Here is a 16,333-nt window from a genome sequence, read left to right on the forward strand (position 1 = left end):
CGCGGAGGGCTTTCACCCCATCGTCTGATGCCGCCTGGCTCAAACCAGTTCCGCTTGAGTTTCCGGTTTCCGTTGCCTGACCACTGTGGCCTTCGGCTCCCACACTTTGGTGGTCCGGACGTATCCGTAGATCACTGAAGCCATTGCCATCAGCAGCAGCGGCCCGAAGATCCACGGGTTCCTGGCCATCTCCACCGGCAGAAAGCGATACGAGAGCAAAAGCGCGGCGAATACCGTCGCGCCATAAGCGGTGAAGCGGATTCCGGAGCGGTCCCAGCCGCGGTCGAGCGTGCGCAGTCCCGCCTCGATGGTGAGCGTGAAGACCACGCCGGCGATGATATCGACGCCGTAGTGGTAACCGAATCCCAGCGTCGCGCCAAGTGTGGCGACAAGCCAGAATGTGCCCGCGTACCGCAGAATTCGCGGCCCCTTTCGGGAATGGATGAAGATCGCCGTGGCCCATGCCGTGTGCAGGCTGGGCATGCAGTTGCGCGGGGTGATCTCGTCGAAGGGGAACGCCTGCGGGGTGCTGATCGACGGCGGTGTGTCCGGCCACAGGTCGGCCACCGCCCACTGTGCGGTGGGGGGCGTGCTCGGCCACAGGTCGGGGTTGGTCCAGTGCTCGCTTCCGGCGCCGTAGGCGAAGATCGGGCCGACCACCGGGAAGATCATGTAGATGCCGGGCCCGAGCAGGCCGATGACCAGGAACGTGCGCACCAGATGGTGCCGTGGGAAGCGGCGCTCCACGGACACGCGGCGCAGTTGGTACAGCGCGACCACGACTGCGGCGACCGCGAGCTGGACGTAGACGAAGTCGAGCAGACGGATGCCCGTCGGGCCGGTGGCCGCGACCAATCGGCCCACCAACCAGGACGGGTTGCCCAGCGCGTGGTCGGCCGTCGCCACGTACTGGTCGAGCACCGTCGGGCGGGTCTTCGCCGTGATCAGCAGCCAGGCGTCACCGGTCTTGCGGCCTGCCACGAGCAGCAGGCCGAGGCCGACGCCCTTCAGCAGGAGGGTGCGTTCCTTGCCGGTACGGCGCGTGAACGCGATGACCACGCAGCCCAGCATCACCCACAGCGCGCCGTTGCCGAAGGTCAGCTTGGAGTCGACCGCCCAGCGCCCCAGGAAGAAGGGGATGTCGATGGAGACCGCGACGCCGAGCGCGATGAAGCGCTGCCGCCAGGTGAGGACCACCATCATCAACGCCATGCCGGCGTACAACAGCGGACCCGAACTGGGCGCGAAAATTGCCTCTTTCGCCTGGTTCGTGATCGGCCCCGGCAGGCCGTAATGCCGCGCGGCGATCTCAAGTGCGATGAGGAACCCGAGGGCCACCACAGTTGCTGCGGCCCATAGCATCGGCCGTGGTTGGCGCCACGCGGTGAAATTAATTCTGCCTTTTATTCGCGAGAACGCCCGCGACGAGTGAGGTATCAATTGTTTGGCCGATGTGTGAGAAGCTAGCTAATGGGTAACTCTTCGTGCTCGCTGACGTGCATTTCGGTGAACGCGGGCGATCAGGGCGATCGTCGTGAGTCGGATCATGTTAGCGGAGCGGCGCGGGTGGGTTTCGCTCGTCGAGGACGGTGCGAAGGTCATACGAGGGCCTGTCGATCCTGTGCTCGATGATCGGGTGTCTCAGAGGGATCATGAAACTCCCGTCGCCGCCGGGTATGGAGAGCGTCGTGTTGCATGGCGGCTGCAAAGCGTGTGCACAACGGCGTGAACTGGTTCCTTGAACGGGGGCGGCCACGGGGGAGGCCGCCGGAGGGGGCGGCATGGACGAACCCGCGCGGCACAGCGTGGACATCGAGGGTCGTCAGCTGTCGTGCCTCGACTTCGGAGGGAGCGGGCAGCCGCTCCTCGCGCTGCACGGCCATTTCGCGGACGGGCGGACCTTCGCCGCGCTCGCACGTGCACTCGGGCCGCGCTGGCGGCTGATCGCGCCGGATCAGCGGGGCCACGGCTGGTCGGAGCGGGCGGCGGAGGTCTCTCGGGACGGTTACGTCGGGGACGCCGTGGCCGTTCTCGAGCACTTCGGCCTGACGGACGTCGTGGTGCTCGGCCACTCCCTCGGTGGTGTCAACGCCTATCAGCTCGCGGCGCGGCATCCGCGTCTCGTCCAGGCTCTCGTCATCGAGGACATCGGCGCGGAGGTCGACGGTGACCTGTCCTTCTGCCTGTCGTGGCCGCACCGTGTCCCCACGCGAGCGGCGCTGATCGAAACGCTCGGCGACTCGGCCCAGTATGTCGAGGACGCCGTCCGGGAGTACCCGGACGGGTGGGGGCTGGTCTTCGAGGCGAGGGACATGGTTCTGTCCCAGGAACTCCTCAATGGCGACCACTGGGGTGACTGGCTTGCCAGTGTGTGCCCCGCGCTCCTGGTCCACGGCCGCCACAGCACTGTCCTCAGCGGTCGTCATGCCAAGGACATGGCCGCGCGCCGCCCCCGTACGCAACTCGTCGAGCTGGCGACCGGGCACACCGTGCGGGAGAGCGACTCGATGGGGTTCGCCGCCGCGGTCCGGGGCTTTCTGGATGGTTTGTGAGGAGGGGGACGCCGATGGGCATTGGTAGGGGTGCACAGCGGCGTTTCACGTGAAACATGTCTTGCCAGGTCAGGCGGCGGTGTTGGAAATGACTCGACGTGCGCCAACCGCACGTATGGACTGGCTCCATGACTCATGAAGAGCTCCTTCCGAGCACCCGCCGGTCTCTGATCCATCGCATCGCCACCGCTCAGGCGGAGGGGCGGGCCCCTTCGCTGGTCGCCGCGATCGCCCGGAACGGTGAGTTGGTGTGGACCGGGGCCCGCACCTCGGTGGCGAGCCACGCACCGGACGAGAACGTTCAGTACCGCATCGGATCGATCACCAAGACGTTCACCGCTGTCCTCGTGATGCGGCTGCGTGACGAGGGCGTGCTCGACCTCTCTGACCCGTTGGAGAAGCATCTGCCGGGCACCGGGGCGGGCGAGGTGACGATCGCGGAACTGCTCGCACACACAGGTGGGTTGGGAGCTGAGACACCGGGTGTCTGGTGGGAGCGCAGTTCGGCCTCGCTGCGCCCCGAGCTGAGTGACGTGCTCGGCGAACAGCCCTTCAAACATCCCGTCGGGCGTCGTCATCACTACTCCAACCCCGGCTACACGCTGCTCGGTTCGCTGGTGGAGGCGTTGCGTGGTGAGCCGTGGGAGGACGTCCTGCGGCGAGAGGTTTTGGAGCCGCTCGGCCTGACCCGTACTAGCGGCCACCCCCAGGCACCCCACGCCGATGGCTGGGCCGTACACCCGTGGGCGGACGTGCTGCTGCCCGAACCCACCGAGGACCTGGGGCTGATGGCACCGGCCGGACAGCTGTGGTCCACCACTGCCGACCTCGCGCGGTTCGGCGTCTTCCTGATGCAGGGCGACGACCGGGTGCTCGGTGCGGATTCCGTCCGCGAGATGAGGACGCCGGCGGCGCCCGCGGAGACCGGGAACTGGGAGCGGACGTACGGCCTTGGCGTGGATCTGGTCGGCGGAAAGGGATACACGCTGGCCGGTCACTCGGGTTCGCTTCCCGGGTTCATCGCGTCGCTGTGGACGAGTGAGAAGGACGGGCTGGCGGCGGTGGTCCTTGCCAACTGCACCTCCGGGCCGCCGGTGGCCCTCGTGGCTGCGGAACTCCTGCAGATCGTGGCGGAGGCCGAGCCGCGCATTCCCGAGCCGTGGCAGCCGCTGCCGGAGGTCGATCCGGCGGTCCTTGAGCTGGCCGGGCCCTGGTATTGGGGGACCAACGCGTCCGTGCTGCGCCTCGCGGCCGACGGCGCGGTCGAGGTGGGGCCGCTGTCGGGTGTGGGGCGTGCGTCCCGGTTCCGGCCCAACGGGGACGGTACGTGGACGGGGCTCGACGGCTACTTCGCGGGTGAGCGGCTTGAGGCTGTGCGGCGGGCGGACGGCTCGGTGAGCCATCTCGACCTCGCGTCGTTCGTCTTCACGCGCGAGCCGTACGAGGCGGGGGCGCCGGTGCCGGGCGGGGTGGACCCGGAGGGGTGGCGCGGCCTCGCGTAAGTCGTCCGAAGACCGGAAGGGCCGCGCGGGCTCACCTGAGCCATCCAAGGAGGGCCCGGAGGAGGTCAGGCTCGCGTAAGTCGTCGGGGTTGTCCTGTTTCACGTGAAACAGGACAACCCCGACGCGCGTCGTTCCGGCCGGAGGCCGTCCACCGCTCACGCGCTTAGAGCTGAAGCTTGAAGCCCACGTGCGAGGCCGTGAAGCCCAGACGCTCGTAGAAGCGGTGCGCGTCGGTGCGCTTGGCGTCCGAGGTCAGCTGCACCAGCTGGCAGCCCTGCCGCCGGGACTCGTCCACGGCCCACTCGATGAAGCGGGTGCCGAGCCCGCTGCCCCGCTCGTTGGCGTGCACGCGGACCGCCTCGATGATCGAGCGGACCGCGCCCTTGCGGGAGAGGCCCGGCACGATGGTGAGCTGCAGCGTGCCCACCACGCGGTCTTCGCGCACGGCGACGACCAGGTTCTGGTTCGGATCCTCGGCGAGACGCTCGAACGCCGCCAGATACGGCGTGAGGTCGTCCGGGGACTCGCGCTGGGCACCCAAGGGGTCGTCGGCGAGCATCGCCACGATCGCGGGGATGTCATCGGGCACGGCGGGTCGTATCTCAAGATCTCCCATTGCCGCAGCCTATGCGGGCGCCGATCGGGCGGGCGGAGCCAGGGGGTGCGCGGGCCAGGAACAGGGCCTGGCCTAGGCAGGTGCGCGGACCGCCTCGACCGCCTGGACCAGCGGCGCCAGCTCGGGGTTCTTGGCGGCCTCGTCCAGGGCCTCGCGCAGCGCCGCGTCATTGGTGGGGCGGGCCTCCCTGAGGAGCGCGGCCCCGCTCTCGCTGACGTCGGTGTAGATGCCGCGCCGGTCGGTGGGGCACAGGTAGCGCGAGAGGAGTCCGCGCTCTTCCAGGCGGGTGACCAGGCGTGTGGTGGCGCTCTGGCTGAGGACGACGGCGTCGGCGACCTGCTTCATCTGCAGATGGCCGCCCTCGCCGTCGTGCTGGCGGTTCAGGACGTCGAGCAGGCTGTACTCCCGCACGCTCAGGCCGTGCTTGGCCTGCAAGGCCCGCTCGACATGGGCCTCGATCTTGCCGTGGAGCAGGGAGAGAGCGCACCAGCCCTGGGCGAGGGCGGTGAGTGCGGGGTCTGTCGCTGTCATGACTGTTCCTCCGTCTTCCTGCGCTTCCTGCGTCCTGGACGCCTTCCTGCGGCTCGGACGGGCCTCGTGGTGCAGCTGCTCTCCCATGCCGGCCCGTGCCCGGCCGCGCCCGCGTCCTTGAGCGGTTGCGTCCAGGATAGTCCACCGCTGCAATATCCAGCGCTTGCAAGTAACCCGCGTATGCAACTATTGTGTACGCACGTTAAGCGCACTTGCAACCGTCTGGAAGGTAGTTCCATGCCTCTCGCGCTTCTGGCCCTCGCGATCGGGGCCTTCGGAATCGGCACCACGGAGTTCGTGATCATGGGATTGCTGCCCGAGGTCGCAGGTGACTTCGACGTCTCCATCCCGACCGCCGGTCTGCTCGTCACCGGATACGCCCTCGGTGTCGTCGCCGGAGCCCCGCTCATGACCGTCCTCGGCCAGCGGATCTCCCGCAAACGAATGCTGATGCTCCTGATGGGCCTCTTCATCGCGGGCAATCTGCTCTCCGCCATCGCCCCCAGCTTCGGCGTGATGCTCGCGGGCCGTGTCGTCGCCTCGCTCGCCCACGGTGCCTTCTTCGGGATCGGTTCGGTCGTCGCGGCCGAGCTCGTCGCTCCGGAGAAGAAGGCGGGTGCGATCGCCATGATGTTCACGGGTCTGACCGTGGCCAACGTGGTCGGTGTGCCGCTCGGCACGTTCGTCGGCCAGGTCGTCGGCTGGCGCGTCACCTTCGTCATCGTCGCCGCCCTCGGCGTCCTCGGCCTCGCCGGTATCGCCAAGCTCGTGCCGGACCTGCCCAAGCCCGAGGGTGTACGGCTCCGCGACGAGGTGGGCGCCTTCCGCAACGTACAGGTGCTCCTCGCCATGGCGATGACCGTCCTCGGCTTCGGCGGCGTCTTCGCGGCCATCACCTACATCACGCCGATGATGACGGACGTCGCGGGATACGCGGACTCCTCCGTGACCTGGCTCCTGGTCCTCTTCGGCCTCGGCATGGTCGGCGGCAACCTGATCGGCGGCAAGTTCGCCGACCGCGCGCTGATGCCGATGCTGTACATCTCGCTCGGCGCCCTCGCCGTCGTGCTCGCCCTGTTCACGGTCACCGCGCACAACAAGGTCGCCGCAGCCGTCTCCGTCGCGCTGATCGGTGCCCTCGGCTTCGCCACCGTGCCGCCGCTGCAGAAGCGGGTCCTCGACCAGGCCGCCGCCGCGCCGACGCTCGCCTCCGCCGCCAACATCGGCGCCTTCAACCTCGGCAACGCCCTCGCGGCCTGGCTCGGCGGCTTCGTGATCTCCGCAGGCTTCGGCTACACGGCCCCGAACTGGGTGGGCGCCGCACTCGCCGCCTCCGCCCTCGGCCTGGCCGTCCTCTCAGCCGTCCTGGAGCGCCGGTCCACCTCCCCCGGCAAGGTCGTCGCCGGCGCTGTCCCCCTGACCGAGGCCCCGACGCCCGTCCACCACTGACCACACCCCGCACGACCCCGCTGCGGGTCCCCCGGGATCCCACATGCCTCCGGTGATGCGGGTCCCCCGAGACCCCACATGACCCCCGATCCGGGCCCATCCGGGATCCCGCACCACACACCGGATCCCCCGCCCCGGGGAACCCCTCCCCGGCAGAACCCCCAAGGAGAAACCCTTCATGAGCACCACCACCACCACCGTCGCCCCGCTGACCACCAGTGACGCCGAGATCCTCGTGACCGCCGCCCGCCGCGCCGCCGAGGCCGCGGACGTCACGGTCAGCGTCACCGTCCTCGACGCCGGTGGTCACCTCCTGGCCTTCCGGCGCGACGACCGGGCCGTGCTGATCTCCGGCGAGACCAGCACCCGCAAGGCGTTCACCGCCCTCCAGCTCAACGCCCCGACCGCCGACCTCGTCGACGCGGTGCAGCCCGGCGCGCCGTTCCACACCCTGCCGACCGCCCTCGACCGGCCGCTGCTGTTCATCGCGGGTGGGGTACCCGTCCACCGCGACGGCCGCCTGATCGGCGCGATCGGTGTCGGCGGCGGCGCGCCCGAGCAGGACCACGAGTTCGCGACGACGGCCGTACGGACCCTCGCGTAGGACGCGTACGGGCCGCGACGAAGCCCGCCCCCGAGTGCCGGAATCAGCTGGCACCCGGGGGCGGGCTTCGACGTGCTCGCTCGGCGGCGGCCTGTGGGCGTCAGCCCGCGGCGACCGTCAGCGGGGCGAACCGGCGCGTCCAGTCACCGGGCAGCTCCGGGACGCCGTACGTCATCACGGCGTTGAACGCGACGGACTCCAGGCCGCGTGCCTTGACCCAGGTGAGCAGTTCCTCGTGGCGCACGTCGATGTCGGTGCGCAGCGGCCGGTCGGTGTGGGCGCCGAGGGAGGTGATGAGCGCCTTGGCCGTCTCCGTGTCGCGGGCGATCAGCGGGCCGACGACATGGGTCTGCATGTTCGGCCACGCGCCCGCGTAACCGATGATCTCGCCGTCGGCCTCCGCGACTCTCAGTTGGTCGGTGAACGCCGGGAGGCGGGTGAGCACATGGGTGCGGTCGAGGCCGAAGACCTCTGTGTCGAGCCTGACGAGGGTGGGCAGGTCCTCCGCGGTCGCCGCCCGGGTGGTGACGCCCGGCGCCTGATCGTCCGAGGCGGCGGGCGTGAAGTGGCCGCGAACCATTTCGGCGCGGCCGGTCGTCTTGAAGCCGAGCTGTTCGTAGAGGGGACGGCCGTTCGGGGTCGCGTGCAGGGTGAGCGGGGTGGTGCCCGCGGCTTCGAGGACGTTGCGCATCAGGTGGCGGCCGATGCCCTTGCGGGCATGACGCTCGGCGACCAGCACCATGCCGATCGCCGAGAGTCCGGGGTTCCCATGAGGTCCGTACTGGGTGACGACGCACGCGGCGATCAGGCCGGGGCCGTCGGGGTCGTCGATGCCGTAGCCCGTTCCGGCCGAGAGCAACAGGCCCCATTTGTGTTCCTCGCGGGGCCAGCCGCGGTCCTCGGACAGATCGGCGCAGGCCGTGAGATCACGGGGAGTAAGCCTGCGGATGGGCAGAGCGGGGAGGGTAGGTGTCGACACGCGGGTCAGGCTGTCTGACGCATGACCTCGGCGTCCACCTTTTTGTGGGTAGAAGCACGCTGCTTTTGGCCAAGTTGCTTTTGGCCGGTGCGGTCGGGGGCGCGCAGGCGTCGGCCGCGTCGGGTCAGGCCCCAGGGCTTGAGGACCGAGATGACCGTCATGAACAGATATGCGCTCATCGAGACGATCGGCCCGGCGATGAGGTCCGTCGAACTGGCCAGCTGTTCCCCGGCGGACACGGTCGCGGCCGCCTCGTTGACGCCCGGCCGCAGCGCGAAGGTCGACGCGGTCACGGTGGCCAGGGTCAGCCAGAACTTCGTATAGACCCAGCGGTGTCGTGCGAGGCCCCAGGGCGTACCCAGGGAGAGCAGGACTCCGCTCAGCAGTGTGAGGAAGGCCAGCGGGAGTACGAGCCAGTCGGTGAAGACCTTCATCGAGCGGACGGAGGCCTCGATGGTCGGGGCGGAGTCGGTGGTGATCGCAGCCGCGGCGAGCGCGACGAGGCCGAGCGTGAGCCCGAGCCAGCCGGCGGAGGCGGCGACGTGGACGACGAGGGTGGCCCGGCGTGCGGGGCGGCGTAGTTTCACGTGAAACACGGTGCCGGGATCAGTGCGCCGGGGCGTCTGACAGCGGGAGTAACCGCGGGTACTAGCCTCGGCGTACATGGCACGCCTACACCTCTTCGACCTGGACGGCACGCTGCTGTACGGCACCGCCGCGCCCGTGGAGATCTCCCGTCAGCTCGGCCTGGAGCGCGAGATCGCGGAGCTGGAGCGGGACTTCGTCGCCGGGCGTATCGACTCGCCCCAGTACGCGGTGCGCGTGCACGCGTTGTGGGTGGGCCTCACCGACGCCCATGTGACGGCCGCCTTCGAGGGGGCACCGTGGCTGGGCGGCATCCGGGACACCTGGGCCGAGATTCGCGCGAACGGCGACTATTGCGCTGTTGTCTCGCTCTCGCCGTCGTTCTTCGTGGAGCGCCTTCTGGAGTGGGGTGCCCATGCCGCGTACGGCTCGCGGTTTCCGGCCGTGCCGTTCACCGAGCCCGTGAATCCCACGGGCATCCTCGACCCGGCGGCCAAGGTGAAGATCGCGAACCGGCTCTGTGAAGAGTTCGGGGTGAGCCAGGCTGATTGCGTTGCGTACGGAGACTCACTGTCCGACCTGGCCCTGTTCGCCGCGATGCCCGTTTCGGTGGCGGTCAACGCCGACCCCCGGTTGATCGACCTGGCCACACACACGTATGTCGGACGCGATTTGAGGAAGGCGTACGAATTGGTGCGCACGCCGGTAATCGAGGCAATTGATGGAGGTGGAGCCTTGAATTCCGAGTGAAGGAAGGGGACTTGTGCGCTGAGCGGCGGCCGGTATGGTCGACTCCGGTTCAAGCCAGGGGCGGAGGACGGTTCGAGCCAGCGGCGTGGGAGGCGCAGCCGAGGGGGCGCGGACGCAGATCAACAAAGTTTAACGGGGCAGAGAGATCGAGAACCCGTACTTCCGGCTTTGCGCTCCGCACCATGGACGCGACTGCGATGCTGCGGATGAGGCGACTGCGGCCAATGTCACATTCCCTCCCTACTTGTCCGTAGATCTTGGGGTGCCGGGTTCAATGTGATCGACATGGGCCGGCGAGACAGATCGAGGGAAGCACGCACCTTCCGCTGAGTAAGTGCACGACCGACCGAGAGATGTTCGAGGCGAGGCACAGCATGGACGCTCCGACCACCACGTCGGCGGGCAACGGCTCTTCCGGGGACAGCGGCGGTTCTGGCGGCTGGTTCACGCCACGCAGGACACCGACGCCTCAGGAGGGCACGCAGGCACCGCAGACGGCGGAGCAGGACGCGTCGGCGCCCGAACCCGACGAGGGGCCCAGGGAGGCGCCCTCGGGGCGGCGGGTGTCGGCGATACGCCCCCTCGGCAGACCGGCGGCCACCGACACGACGGAGCCGACTGCGGGCCGAATATCCACCAGGGTGTCCCCGGCGCAGGTGATGCACGCGGACGAGGACGTCGCGCACACGGTGGCCGACGAAGACGCGACCGCAGATGCGGACGCCCACCCCGACACCCCCACCCGGCCCGAAGCCGCCGAGGCCCCCGCCGAAGCAGCTCCGCCCCCCGCCGCCCCCGCCCCAAGCCAGTCGAGCGCCTCCCCCGACGCCGCCCTCGTCCAGCGCACGATGGCCGAGATCGCCCCCGTCTCCGACAAGGTCACCTCGTACTTCTACGCGCTCCTGTTCACCCGCCACCCCGACCTGCGCGGTCTGTTCCCGGCCGCGATGGACACCCAGCGCGACCGGCTCCTCAAGGCGCTCCTCACGGCCGCGGAGAACATCGACCGCACCGACGTACTCGTCTCGTACCTGCGCAACCTCGGCCGCGGACACCGCAAGTACGGCACCCAGCCCGAGCACTACCCGGCCGTCGGGGAGTGCCTGCTCGGCGCGCTGAGCCGGTACGCGAGCACCAGTTGGGACGAGGAGACCGAGGCCGCCTGGATCCGGGCGTACACGAGGATCTCCCAGGTCATGATCGACGCCGCCGCCGAGGACGAGCTGCGGGCACCCGCCTGGTGGTACGCGGAGGTCGTCTCGCACGACCTCAGGACACCGGACATCGCTGTCATCACCGTCCGCCCCGACCAGCCCTACCCGTTCCTCGCGGGCCAGTACACAAGCCTGGAAACCCCCTGGTGGCCGCGCATATGGCGGCACTACTCCTTCGCTTCGGCGCCCCGCTCCGACGGGTTGCTCTCCTTCCATGTGAAGGCCGTCCCCGCGGGCTGGGTGTCCAACGCCCTGGTGCACCGCGCCCGCCCCGGCGACGTGGTCAGGCTCGGACCGCCGTCCGGTTCGATGACCGTGGACCACTCGACCGACAGCGGGCTGCTGTGCCTGGGCGGGGGGACCGGCATAGCGCCCATCAAGGCGCTCGTGGAGGACGTCGCGGAGCACGGCAGGCGGCGCCCGGTCGAGGTCTTCTATGGCGCGCGCACCGACCACGACCTGTACGACATCGACACGATGCTGCGCCTCCAGCAGACCCACCCGTGGCTGGCCGTGCGACCGGTCGTCGACAACCGGGCCCAACTGCCCGACGCGGTGCGTGAGTACGGGCCGTGGAACGAGTACGACGCCTATCTCTCGGGCCCGCCCGGGATGATCCGCAGCGGAGTGGACGCGCTGCGGGACGTGGGCATCCCGGTCGGCCGCATCCGGCACGACTCGGTGGAGGAACTGGTCGCGGCGAGCGACTGACCCGCGCGCGGTCGGCCGGGCGGGTCCTCAGCCGAGGTTCGGGCGATCAGCCCAGGTCGGGGGCGTGCATCGCCCGTACACCCTCGATGTTCCCGTCGAGATAGTGCCGCAGCGACAGCGGCACCAGGTGCACCGAGGCGATCCCGACGCGGGTGAACGGCACCCGCACGATCTCGTACTCACCGGCGGGTTCGTCGATCTCGGGACCGTGCCGCTGGGCGAGGTCCATGGACTCCAGGCGGCAGACGAAGAAGTGCTGCACCTTCACACCGGTCGCGCCGCCGTCCGCGCCGATGTGCTCGACGGTGTCCACGAAGCAGGGCACCACGTCGACGATCTTGGCGCCCAGTTCCTCGTGCACTTCCCGGTGGAGCGCGTCGATGACGGTCGCGTCGTCCTCCTCCACGCCGCCGCCCGGGGTGAGCCAGTACGGATCCACGCCGGGCTTGGTCCTCTTGATGAGGATCAGGTCGTCCCCGTCGAGGAGGACGGCACGTGCGGTGCGCTTGACCACGGGTCGGACGGTCATGGGAGAAATGTGGCCCGGACTGTTCCACGTGAAACATCGCGATCCGGCCGGACCGCCCTCATGTCCACTCGGCGGCAGCGCGCAGCAGCCATTCGTGCGCCCGCGCGATGTGCGGCATGGCGAGTGTGCCGGTGCGTACGACGAGGAAGTAGGTCCGCAGGGGCGGGACCGCCGGTTCGAGCAGTGCCACGACCTCGCCGTTCTTGAGGGCGGTGGCGCACAGGTAGCGCGGCAGCACGGCGAGCCCGGCGCCCGTGGTCACACAGGCGAGCACGGCCCGTAGATCCGGCACGATCACGGTGCCCGATGCGGCGGGGCGGGAGTCGAAGACGGCGGCCCAGTAGCGCGAGACGAACGGCAACGACTCGTGCACCTCGACCAACGGCAGGTTCTCCACCGTGCTCGCCCCTCTGCGGCGCAGCTTGCCGGGGCCGATCCGGGCGGACCAGTGCGGTGCGGCGACCAGGACATGTTCCTCGTCGCACAGGGGGGTCGCGGTGAGCAGTGCGCCACGCGGACGGGCTGTGGTGATCGCCAGGTCGTGGTGCCCGGCGGCGAGCCCTTCCAGTACCTCCTCCGCGTTGCCGAACGAGGCGCGCAGCGCAAGGCCCTGGCCGTCTTCGCCGGTCAGCGCGGTGAGGGCGGGCAGGGCGCGTTCGGCGGTGAACTCCGGTGGCCCGGCGAGGTGGAGTGTGCGGACGGACGAGTCCTTGTCGATCCCGGTCTCGGCGATCTCGACGAGCGCGTCGAGGTGCGGCGCGGCCTTGTGGGCGAGCTCGTCGCCCGTGGTCGTGGGGGTCACGCCGCGGGCCTGGCGCAGGAAGAGCGGGCGGCCGACCTGCCGCTCCAGAGTGCGGATCTGGGAGGTCACCGCGGGCTGGGAGAGACCGAGGAGGGCCGCGGCCCGGGTGAAGGACCCTGCCCGGTGCACGGTCACGAAGGTCCGCAACAGGGCCAGATCCATGTCGCCACCTACTCCTTCAACTCCCCCTGTCGGCCCCCGGCGCCCGCCCAACTATAAATTTGTCGATAGGTTGCTGTCGCTACTGTGATTGGACACTGACACAGGGTCAACTAGCCTTGTTCGCGCGGTTCTTCGCGCGCGGAACCGGGGCAGTCCGAGCCACGAGGGGGGAGGCTCGGACTGTCCGTTGTACGTAGCCGGAACGGTTCGCCCGGGGGCTCCGTCAGGCCTTCGCCTCGTCCAGCGCCCGCAGCACATCCGCCACCAGGTCGTCGGCGTCCTCGGCGCCCGCAGAGAAGCGGATGAAGCCCTCCGCAACGGCGTCCCCGCCCCAGCGGCCGCGCCGCTCGGCGGTGGACCGTACGCCGCCGAAACTCGTCGCGTCGTCCACGAGCCGCAGCGCGTCGAGAAAGCGCTCGCTGTGCGCGCGTGAGGGCAGCTCGAAGGACACCACGCACCCGAAGCGCCGCATCTGCCGTGTGGCGAGCGTGTACGAGGGGTCGCCCGGCAGGCCGGGATAGCGCAGTCCGGTCACGTCCGCGCGGTCGCGCAGGGCCTCGGCCAGGGCCAGGGCGTTCGCGTTCTGCCGGTCGACCCGCAGGTGGAGCGTCGCGAGCGAGCGGTGGGCGAGCCAGGCTTCCATGGGTCCTGGGATGGCCCCGACGATCTTGCGCCAGCGCCGGACGGCGGCCGTGAGCTCGGCGTCGCGGCAGGCCACGTACCCGAGCAGGAGATCGCCGTGCCCGGAGAGCTGCTTGGTGCCGCTGGCCACGGAGAAGTCGGCGCCGAGGTCCAGGGGGCGCTGGCCGAGCGGAGTGGCGAGGGTGTTGTCGACGGCCACCAGGGCGCCGCGCGCGTGGGCGGCGTCGGCGAGACGTCGCACGTCGCACACGTCGAGGCCGGGGTTGGAGGGCGTCTCGAGCCACAGGAGGCGGGCGCCGTCGAGCACGTCGAGCTGCGCGTCGCCGCCGGTGGGCGCGGTGCGCACCTCGATGCCGTACGCCGTGAGCTGCTCACGCACCAGCGGCAGCGCCTGATAGCCGTCGTCCGGCAGCACCACGGCGTCGCCCGCGCGGAGCTGGGAGAAGAGCACTGACGAGATCGCGGCCATGCCGGACGCGAAGACCAAGGTCTCCACGGAGTCGTCCGCGGGGGATTCGAGTTCCCCGATGGCGCGCTCCAGGTGGGTCCAGGTCGGGTTCTCGTCGCGGCCGTAGGTGTACGGTCCGGTCGGTTCGCCGGGGAGGTGGAAGTGCGCGGCGAACACGGGGCCCGGCAGGGTCGGCTCGTACTTCGCCGGTTCGGGGAGGCCGGCACGCACCGCCCGGGTGCCGTCGCCGGCCGGGGGCGCTCCGGTGCTTCGGTCGGCGTGCGCGGAGGTGGCGGCGTGCCCCGGTATCCGCTCGTCGTCCCTCATGCCGCCCGTCCCTCCACCACGTCCCGTACCGCGTCGAGCAGGCCCTCGCTCGCCGCCTCCACCATGGTCAGGCACTCGGCGAAGCCGTCGGCGTCGCCGTAATAGGGGTCGGGAACATCCGGGTCGCCGTCGGCTTCGGGGTCGTACGAGCGCAGCAGGCGCACCTTGTCCGCGTCCGCGGGGGTGGGCGCGAGGCGGCGCAGGGTGCGCTGGTGGCCGCGGTCCAGGGCGATGACCAGGTCGCGCCCGGCGAACCAGTCCGCCTGGAACTGGTGGGCCACGTGGCCGGTCTCGTAGCCCGCGGACTTCAGTACGGCGTCGGTGCGGGGGTCGGCGGGGTCGCCCTCGTGCCAGCCGTCGGTGCCCGCGCTGTCCACCACGACGAGGCCGTCCAGGCCCGCGTCACGGACGAGCGCGCGGAAGACCGACGCGGCCATGGGCGAGCGGCAGATGTTGCCGGTGCAGACGAAGCACACGGCGTACGGCGCGGGGACGGTGCCGGTGGACGGCGCGGGCACGGAGGCGTCGGGCATGGGGTGAGGTCAGTCCTTGTGGTCGGGGAGGGCGACGTTCATCGCCCAGGACACGATTGAAATGATCAGGCCACCCAGTACGGCGGTCCAGAACCCCTCGACGTGGAAGCTGACGTCGAGCTTGTCGGCCAGCCACGAGGTGAGCAGCAGCATCAGGGCGTTGACCACCAGTGTGATCAGGCCGAGGGTCAGGATGAACAGGGGGAAGGTCAGGACCTGCACCACGGGCTTGACCACGAAGTTCACCAGGCCGAACAGCAGGGCGACGACGAGCAGAGTGAGGGTCTTCTCGCCCGTGCTGTCGCCGGTGAGCGTGATCTTGTCGAGCAGCCACACAGCCACGGCCAGGGCTGCCGCGTTGGCGATCGTCTTGACTACGAAATTCTTCATGTGTCTGATCGTGGCAGACGTGAGGAAACAGTGGTCGGTCCACGACCTGGGGCAAGGGGCGCAGAAGAGCGATGAAGGCATTCCGACTGGACGAGCTGGAAGCGGAGCGAGCCGCGAACGACGGGGCGTATCTGCAGTTCCTGCGGGAGCGGAACATGTCGGTCGGGCTCTACGCGCTCGACGCGGGCGACAGCGACCCGCAGCAGCCGCACCGACAGGATGAGGTGTACATGGTTGTGAGCGGCCGTGCGTCGATCACGGTCGGGATGGAGACGACGGAGGTCGCGCGCGGCAGCGTCGTGTACGTGCCGGCCGGGGTGCCCCACAAGTTCCACCACATCAGCGAGGACCTGCGGGTTCTCGTGGTGTTCTCGCCGCCGGAGCGGTGAGGCCCACGGGCCGTGGGCTCCAGGTCTCGGGCTCAAGGTCTCGGGCTCAAGGCCCCGGTTCGGGCGCCCGGTTCGGCCCCCGGTCTCAGGGCCCTGGCCTCAGGGTTCCCTAGGGGACGGGTCAGGGGAGGACAAGGGATCGCACGGCCCCGAACTGGCTCTTTCCGACCTAGCATCGAATGCGTGAAGTGGGAAATCTGCACAGGAGCGGAGTTTCCCGGCGGTCGCGGAGATCCCGCGGCACCGCGACAGCTGTCGTAGCGCGATCGGAGCGCGGGGCGGTATCGGAATCTGCGGAGAAAGGTAAGGACGAGGGCAATGCGAGAGATCTTCGCGGGTATGCCGTGGTGGGTGAAGTGGATCGCGGTGCCGGTCATCGCGCTGGTGGTCTTCGGCGGGCTGATAGCGAGCGTCGTCGGCTTCGTCTTCGGCCTGCTCTTCAAGCTGCTGCTGTTCGTGGCCCTGGTGGGCGGACTCGTCTACGTCGTACGGAAGTTCATATCCAGCTCGTCCTCGTCCCGAAGCGACTGGTGAAGTTCTGCAGCGACCTGTGAAAGGGAAAGCAAGGGTTCCCTCCCCAGGGGGAAGTTTTCTGTCAGGGCGTCCCTCACCGGTGG

General features: G+C 69.6%; 18 protein-coding genes. 8 read left to right on the top strand and 10 right to left on the bottom strand.

The annotated features are described in order from the left end of the window. Positions 1 to 39 precede the first annotated feature (39 nt). The gene (locus QUY26_RS19760) at positions 40 to 1,362 is read right to left on the bottom strand and encodes a DUF5933 domain-containing protein (RefSeq protein ID WP_289948517.1); all 1,323 of its coding nucleotides are present in this window, start codon (positions 1,360 to 1,362) and stop codon (positions 40 to 42) included. Between the two features lie 419 nt (positions 1,363 to 1,781). Here QUY26_RS19760 and QUY26_RS19765 point away from each other — a divergent pair, with 419 nt between their 5' ends. Both QUY26_RS19765 and QUY26_RS19770 read left to right on the top strand, forming a co-directional pair. Next, on the top strand, positions 1,782 to 2,552 hold the full coding sequence (locus tag QUY26_RS19765; protein WP_289948519.1) for an alpha/beta fold hydrolase: 771 nt from the start codon (positions 1,782 to 1,784) through the stop codon (positions 2,550 to 2,552). A 128-nt stretch (positions 2,553 to 2,680) separates the two neighbouring features. Further along, a complete protein-coding gene (locus QUY26_RS19770) occupies positions 2,681 to 4,054 on the top strand; it encodes a serine hydrolase domain-containing protein (RefSeq protein WP_289948521.1) in 1,374 nt (457 codons plus the stop codon). A 164-nt stretch (positions 4,055 to 4,218) separates the two neighbouring features. Here the strand turns inward: QUY26_RS19770 and QUY26_RS19775 are convergent, their stop codons facing one another. Together QUY26_RS19775 and QUY26_RS19780 are read right to left on the bottom strand one after the other, a co-directional pair. After that, positions 4,219 to 4,671, bottom strand: a complete 453-nt coding sequence (locus tag QUY26_RS19775; RefSeq protein WP_289948523.1) for a GNAT family N-acetyltransferase — start codon at positions 4,669 to 4,671, stop codon at positions 4,219 to 4,221. A 72-nt stretch (positions 4,672 to 4,743) separates the two neighbouring features. After that, positions 4,744 to 5,202 (bottom strand): MarR family winged helix-turn-helix transcriptional regulator, encoded by a 459-nt coding sequence (locus QUY26_RS19780; protein WP_289948524.1) that lies wholly within the window; start codon positions 5,200 to 5,202, stop codon positions 4,744 to 4,746. A gap of 237 nt (positions 5,203 to 5,439) precedes the next feature. Between QUY26_RS19780 and QUY26_RS19785 the strand changes: the two genes are divergently transcribed. Continuing rightward, complete coding sequence (locus tag QUY26_RS19785; RefSeq protein WP_289948525.1) at positions 5,440 to 6,651, top strand: MFS transporter; 1,212 nt, start codon at positions 5,440 to 5,442, stop codon at positions 6,649 to 6,651. A gap of 178 nt (positions 6,652 to 6,829) precedes the next feature. Continuing rightward, positions 6,830 to 7,255 carry a GlcG/HbpS family heme-binding protein gene (locus QUY26_RS19790; RefSeq protein ID WP_289948528.1) on the top strand — a complete coding sequence of 142 codons (426 nt, stop codon included), beginning with the start codon at positions 6,830 to 6,832 and terminating at the stop codon, positions 7,253 to 7,255. Positions 7,256 to 7,355: 100 nt separating this feature from the next. Here the strand turns inward: QUY26_RS19790 and QUY26_RS19795 are convergent, their stop codons facing one another. Both QUY26_RS19795 and QUY26_RS19800 read right to left on the bottom strand, forming a co-directional pair. Beyond that, the gene (locus QUY26_RS19795) at positions 7,356 to 8,234 is read right to left on the bottom strand and encodes a GNAT family N-acetyltransferase (RefSeq protein WP_289948529.1); all 879 of its coding nucleotides are present in this window, start codon (positions 8,232 to 8,234) and stop codon (positions 7,356 to 7,358) included. Between the two features lie 5 nt (positions 8,235 to 8,239). After that, positions 8,240 to 8,821, bottom strand: a complete 582-nt coding sequence (locus QUY26_RS19800; protein ID WP_289948531.1) for a DUF2269 domain-containing protein — start codon at positions 8,819 to 8,821, stop codon at positions 8,240 to 8,242. A 76-nt stretch (positions 8,822 to 8,897) separates the two neighbouring features. Between QUY26_RS19800 and QUY26_RS19805 the strand changes: the two genes are divergently transcribed. Together QUY26_RS19805 and QUY26_RS19810 are read left to right on the top strand one after the other, a co-directional pair. Continuing rightward, complete coding sequence (locus QUY26_RS19805) at positions 8,898 to 9,569, top strand: HAD family hydrolase (protein WP_289948532.1); 672 nt, start codon at positions 8,898 to 8,900, stop codon at positions 9,567 to 9,569. Between the two features lie 374 nt (positions 9,570 to 9,943). Then, positions 9,944 to 11,494: a globin domain-containing protein gene (locus QUY26_RS19810; protein WP_289948533.1), complete on the top strand. Its 1,551-nt coding sequence runs from the start codon at positions 9,944 to 9,946 to the stop codon at positions 11,492 to 11,494. 46 nt (positions 11,495 to 11,540) lie between these two features. Here QUY26_RS19810 and QUY26_RS19815 read toward each other — a convergent pair whose 3' ends face one another. The 5 genes from QUY26_RS19815 to QUY26_RS19835 form a co-directional block, all read right to left on the bottom strand. After that, a complete protein-coding gene (locus tag QUY26_RS19815) occupies positions 11,541 to 12,023 on the bottom strand; it encodes an NUDIX domain-containing protein (protein ID WP_289948534.1) in 483 nt (160 codons plus the stop codon). A gap of 58 nt (positions 12,024 to 12,081) precedes the next feature. Continuing rightward, a complete protein-coding gene (locus tag QUY26_RS19820) occupies positions 12,082 to 12,987 on the bottom strand; it encodes a LysR family transcriptional regulator (protein ID WP_289948535.1) in 906 nt (301 codons plus the stop codon). 223 nt (positions 12,988 to 13,210) lie between these two features. After that, on the bottom strand, positions 13,211 to 14,404 hold the full coding sequence (locus QUY26_RS19825) for a cystathionine gamma-lyase (RefSeq protein ID WP_289948536.1): 1,194 nt from the start codon (positions 14,402 to 14,404) through the stop codon (positions 13,211 to 13,213). After that, complete coding sequence (locus tag QUY26_RS19830; protein ID WP_289948538.1) at positions 14,401 to 14,937, bottom strand: low molecular weight protein-tyrosine-phosphatase; 537 nt, start codon at positions 14,935 to 14,937, stop codon at positions 14,401 to 14,403. The genes QUY26_RS19825 and QUY26_RS19830 overlap by 4 nt, the downstream gene beginning before the upstream one ends. A 9-nt stretch (positions 14,938 to 14,946) precedes the next feature. Next, entirely contained in the window at positions 14,947 to 15,327 is a 381-nt protein-coding gene (locus QUY26_RS19835) for a phage holin family protein (RefSeq protein ID WP_289948541.1), read from the bottom strand. A gap of 71 nt (positions 15,328 to 15,398) precedes the next feature. On the opposite strand from QUY26_RS19835, the gene QUY26_RS19840 reads away from it, so the two are divergent. Together QUY26_RS19840 and QUY26_RS19845 are read left to right on the top strand one after the other, a co-directional pair. Continuing rightward, positions 15,399 to 15,716, top strand: coding sequence for a cupin domain-containing protein (locus QUY26_RS19840; protein ID WP_030357805.1), 318 nt, complete (start codon positions 15,399 to 15,401; stop codon positions 15,714 to 15,716). A 318-nt stretch (positions 15,717 to 16,034) separates the two neighbouring features. Then, positions 16,035 to 16,250 (top strand): DUF5326 family protein, encoded by a 216-nt coding sequence (locus tag QUY26_RS19845; RefSeq protein WP_289948543.1) that lies wholly within the window; start codon positions 16,035 to 16,037, stop codon positions 16,248 to 16,250. Positions 16,251 to 16,333: the final 83 nt, after the last annotated feature.

This window comes from Streptomyces flavofungini, from assembly GCF_030388665.1.
Lineage (GTDB): Bacteria > Actinomycetota > Actinomycetes > Streptomycetales > Streptomycetaceae > Streptomyces > Streptomyces flavofungini_A.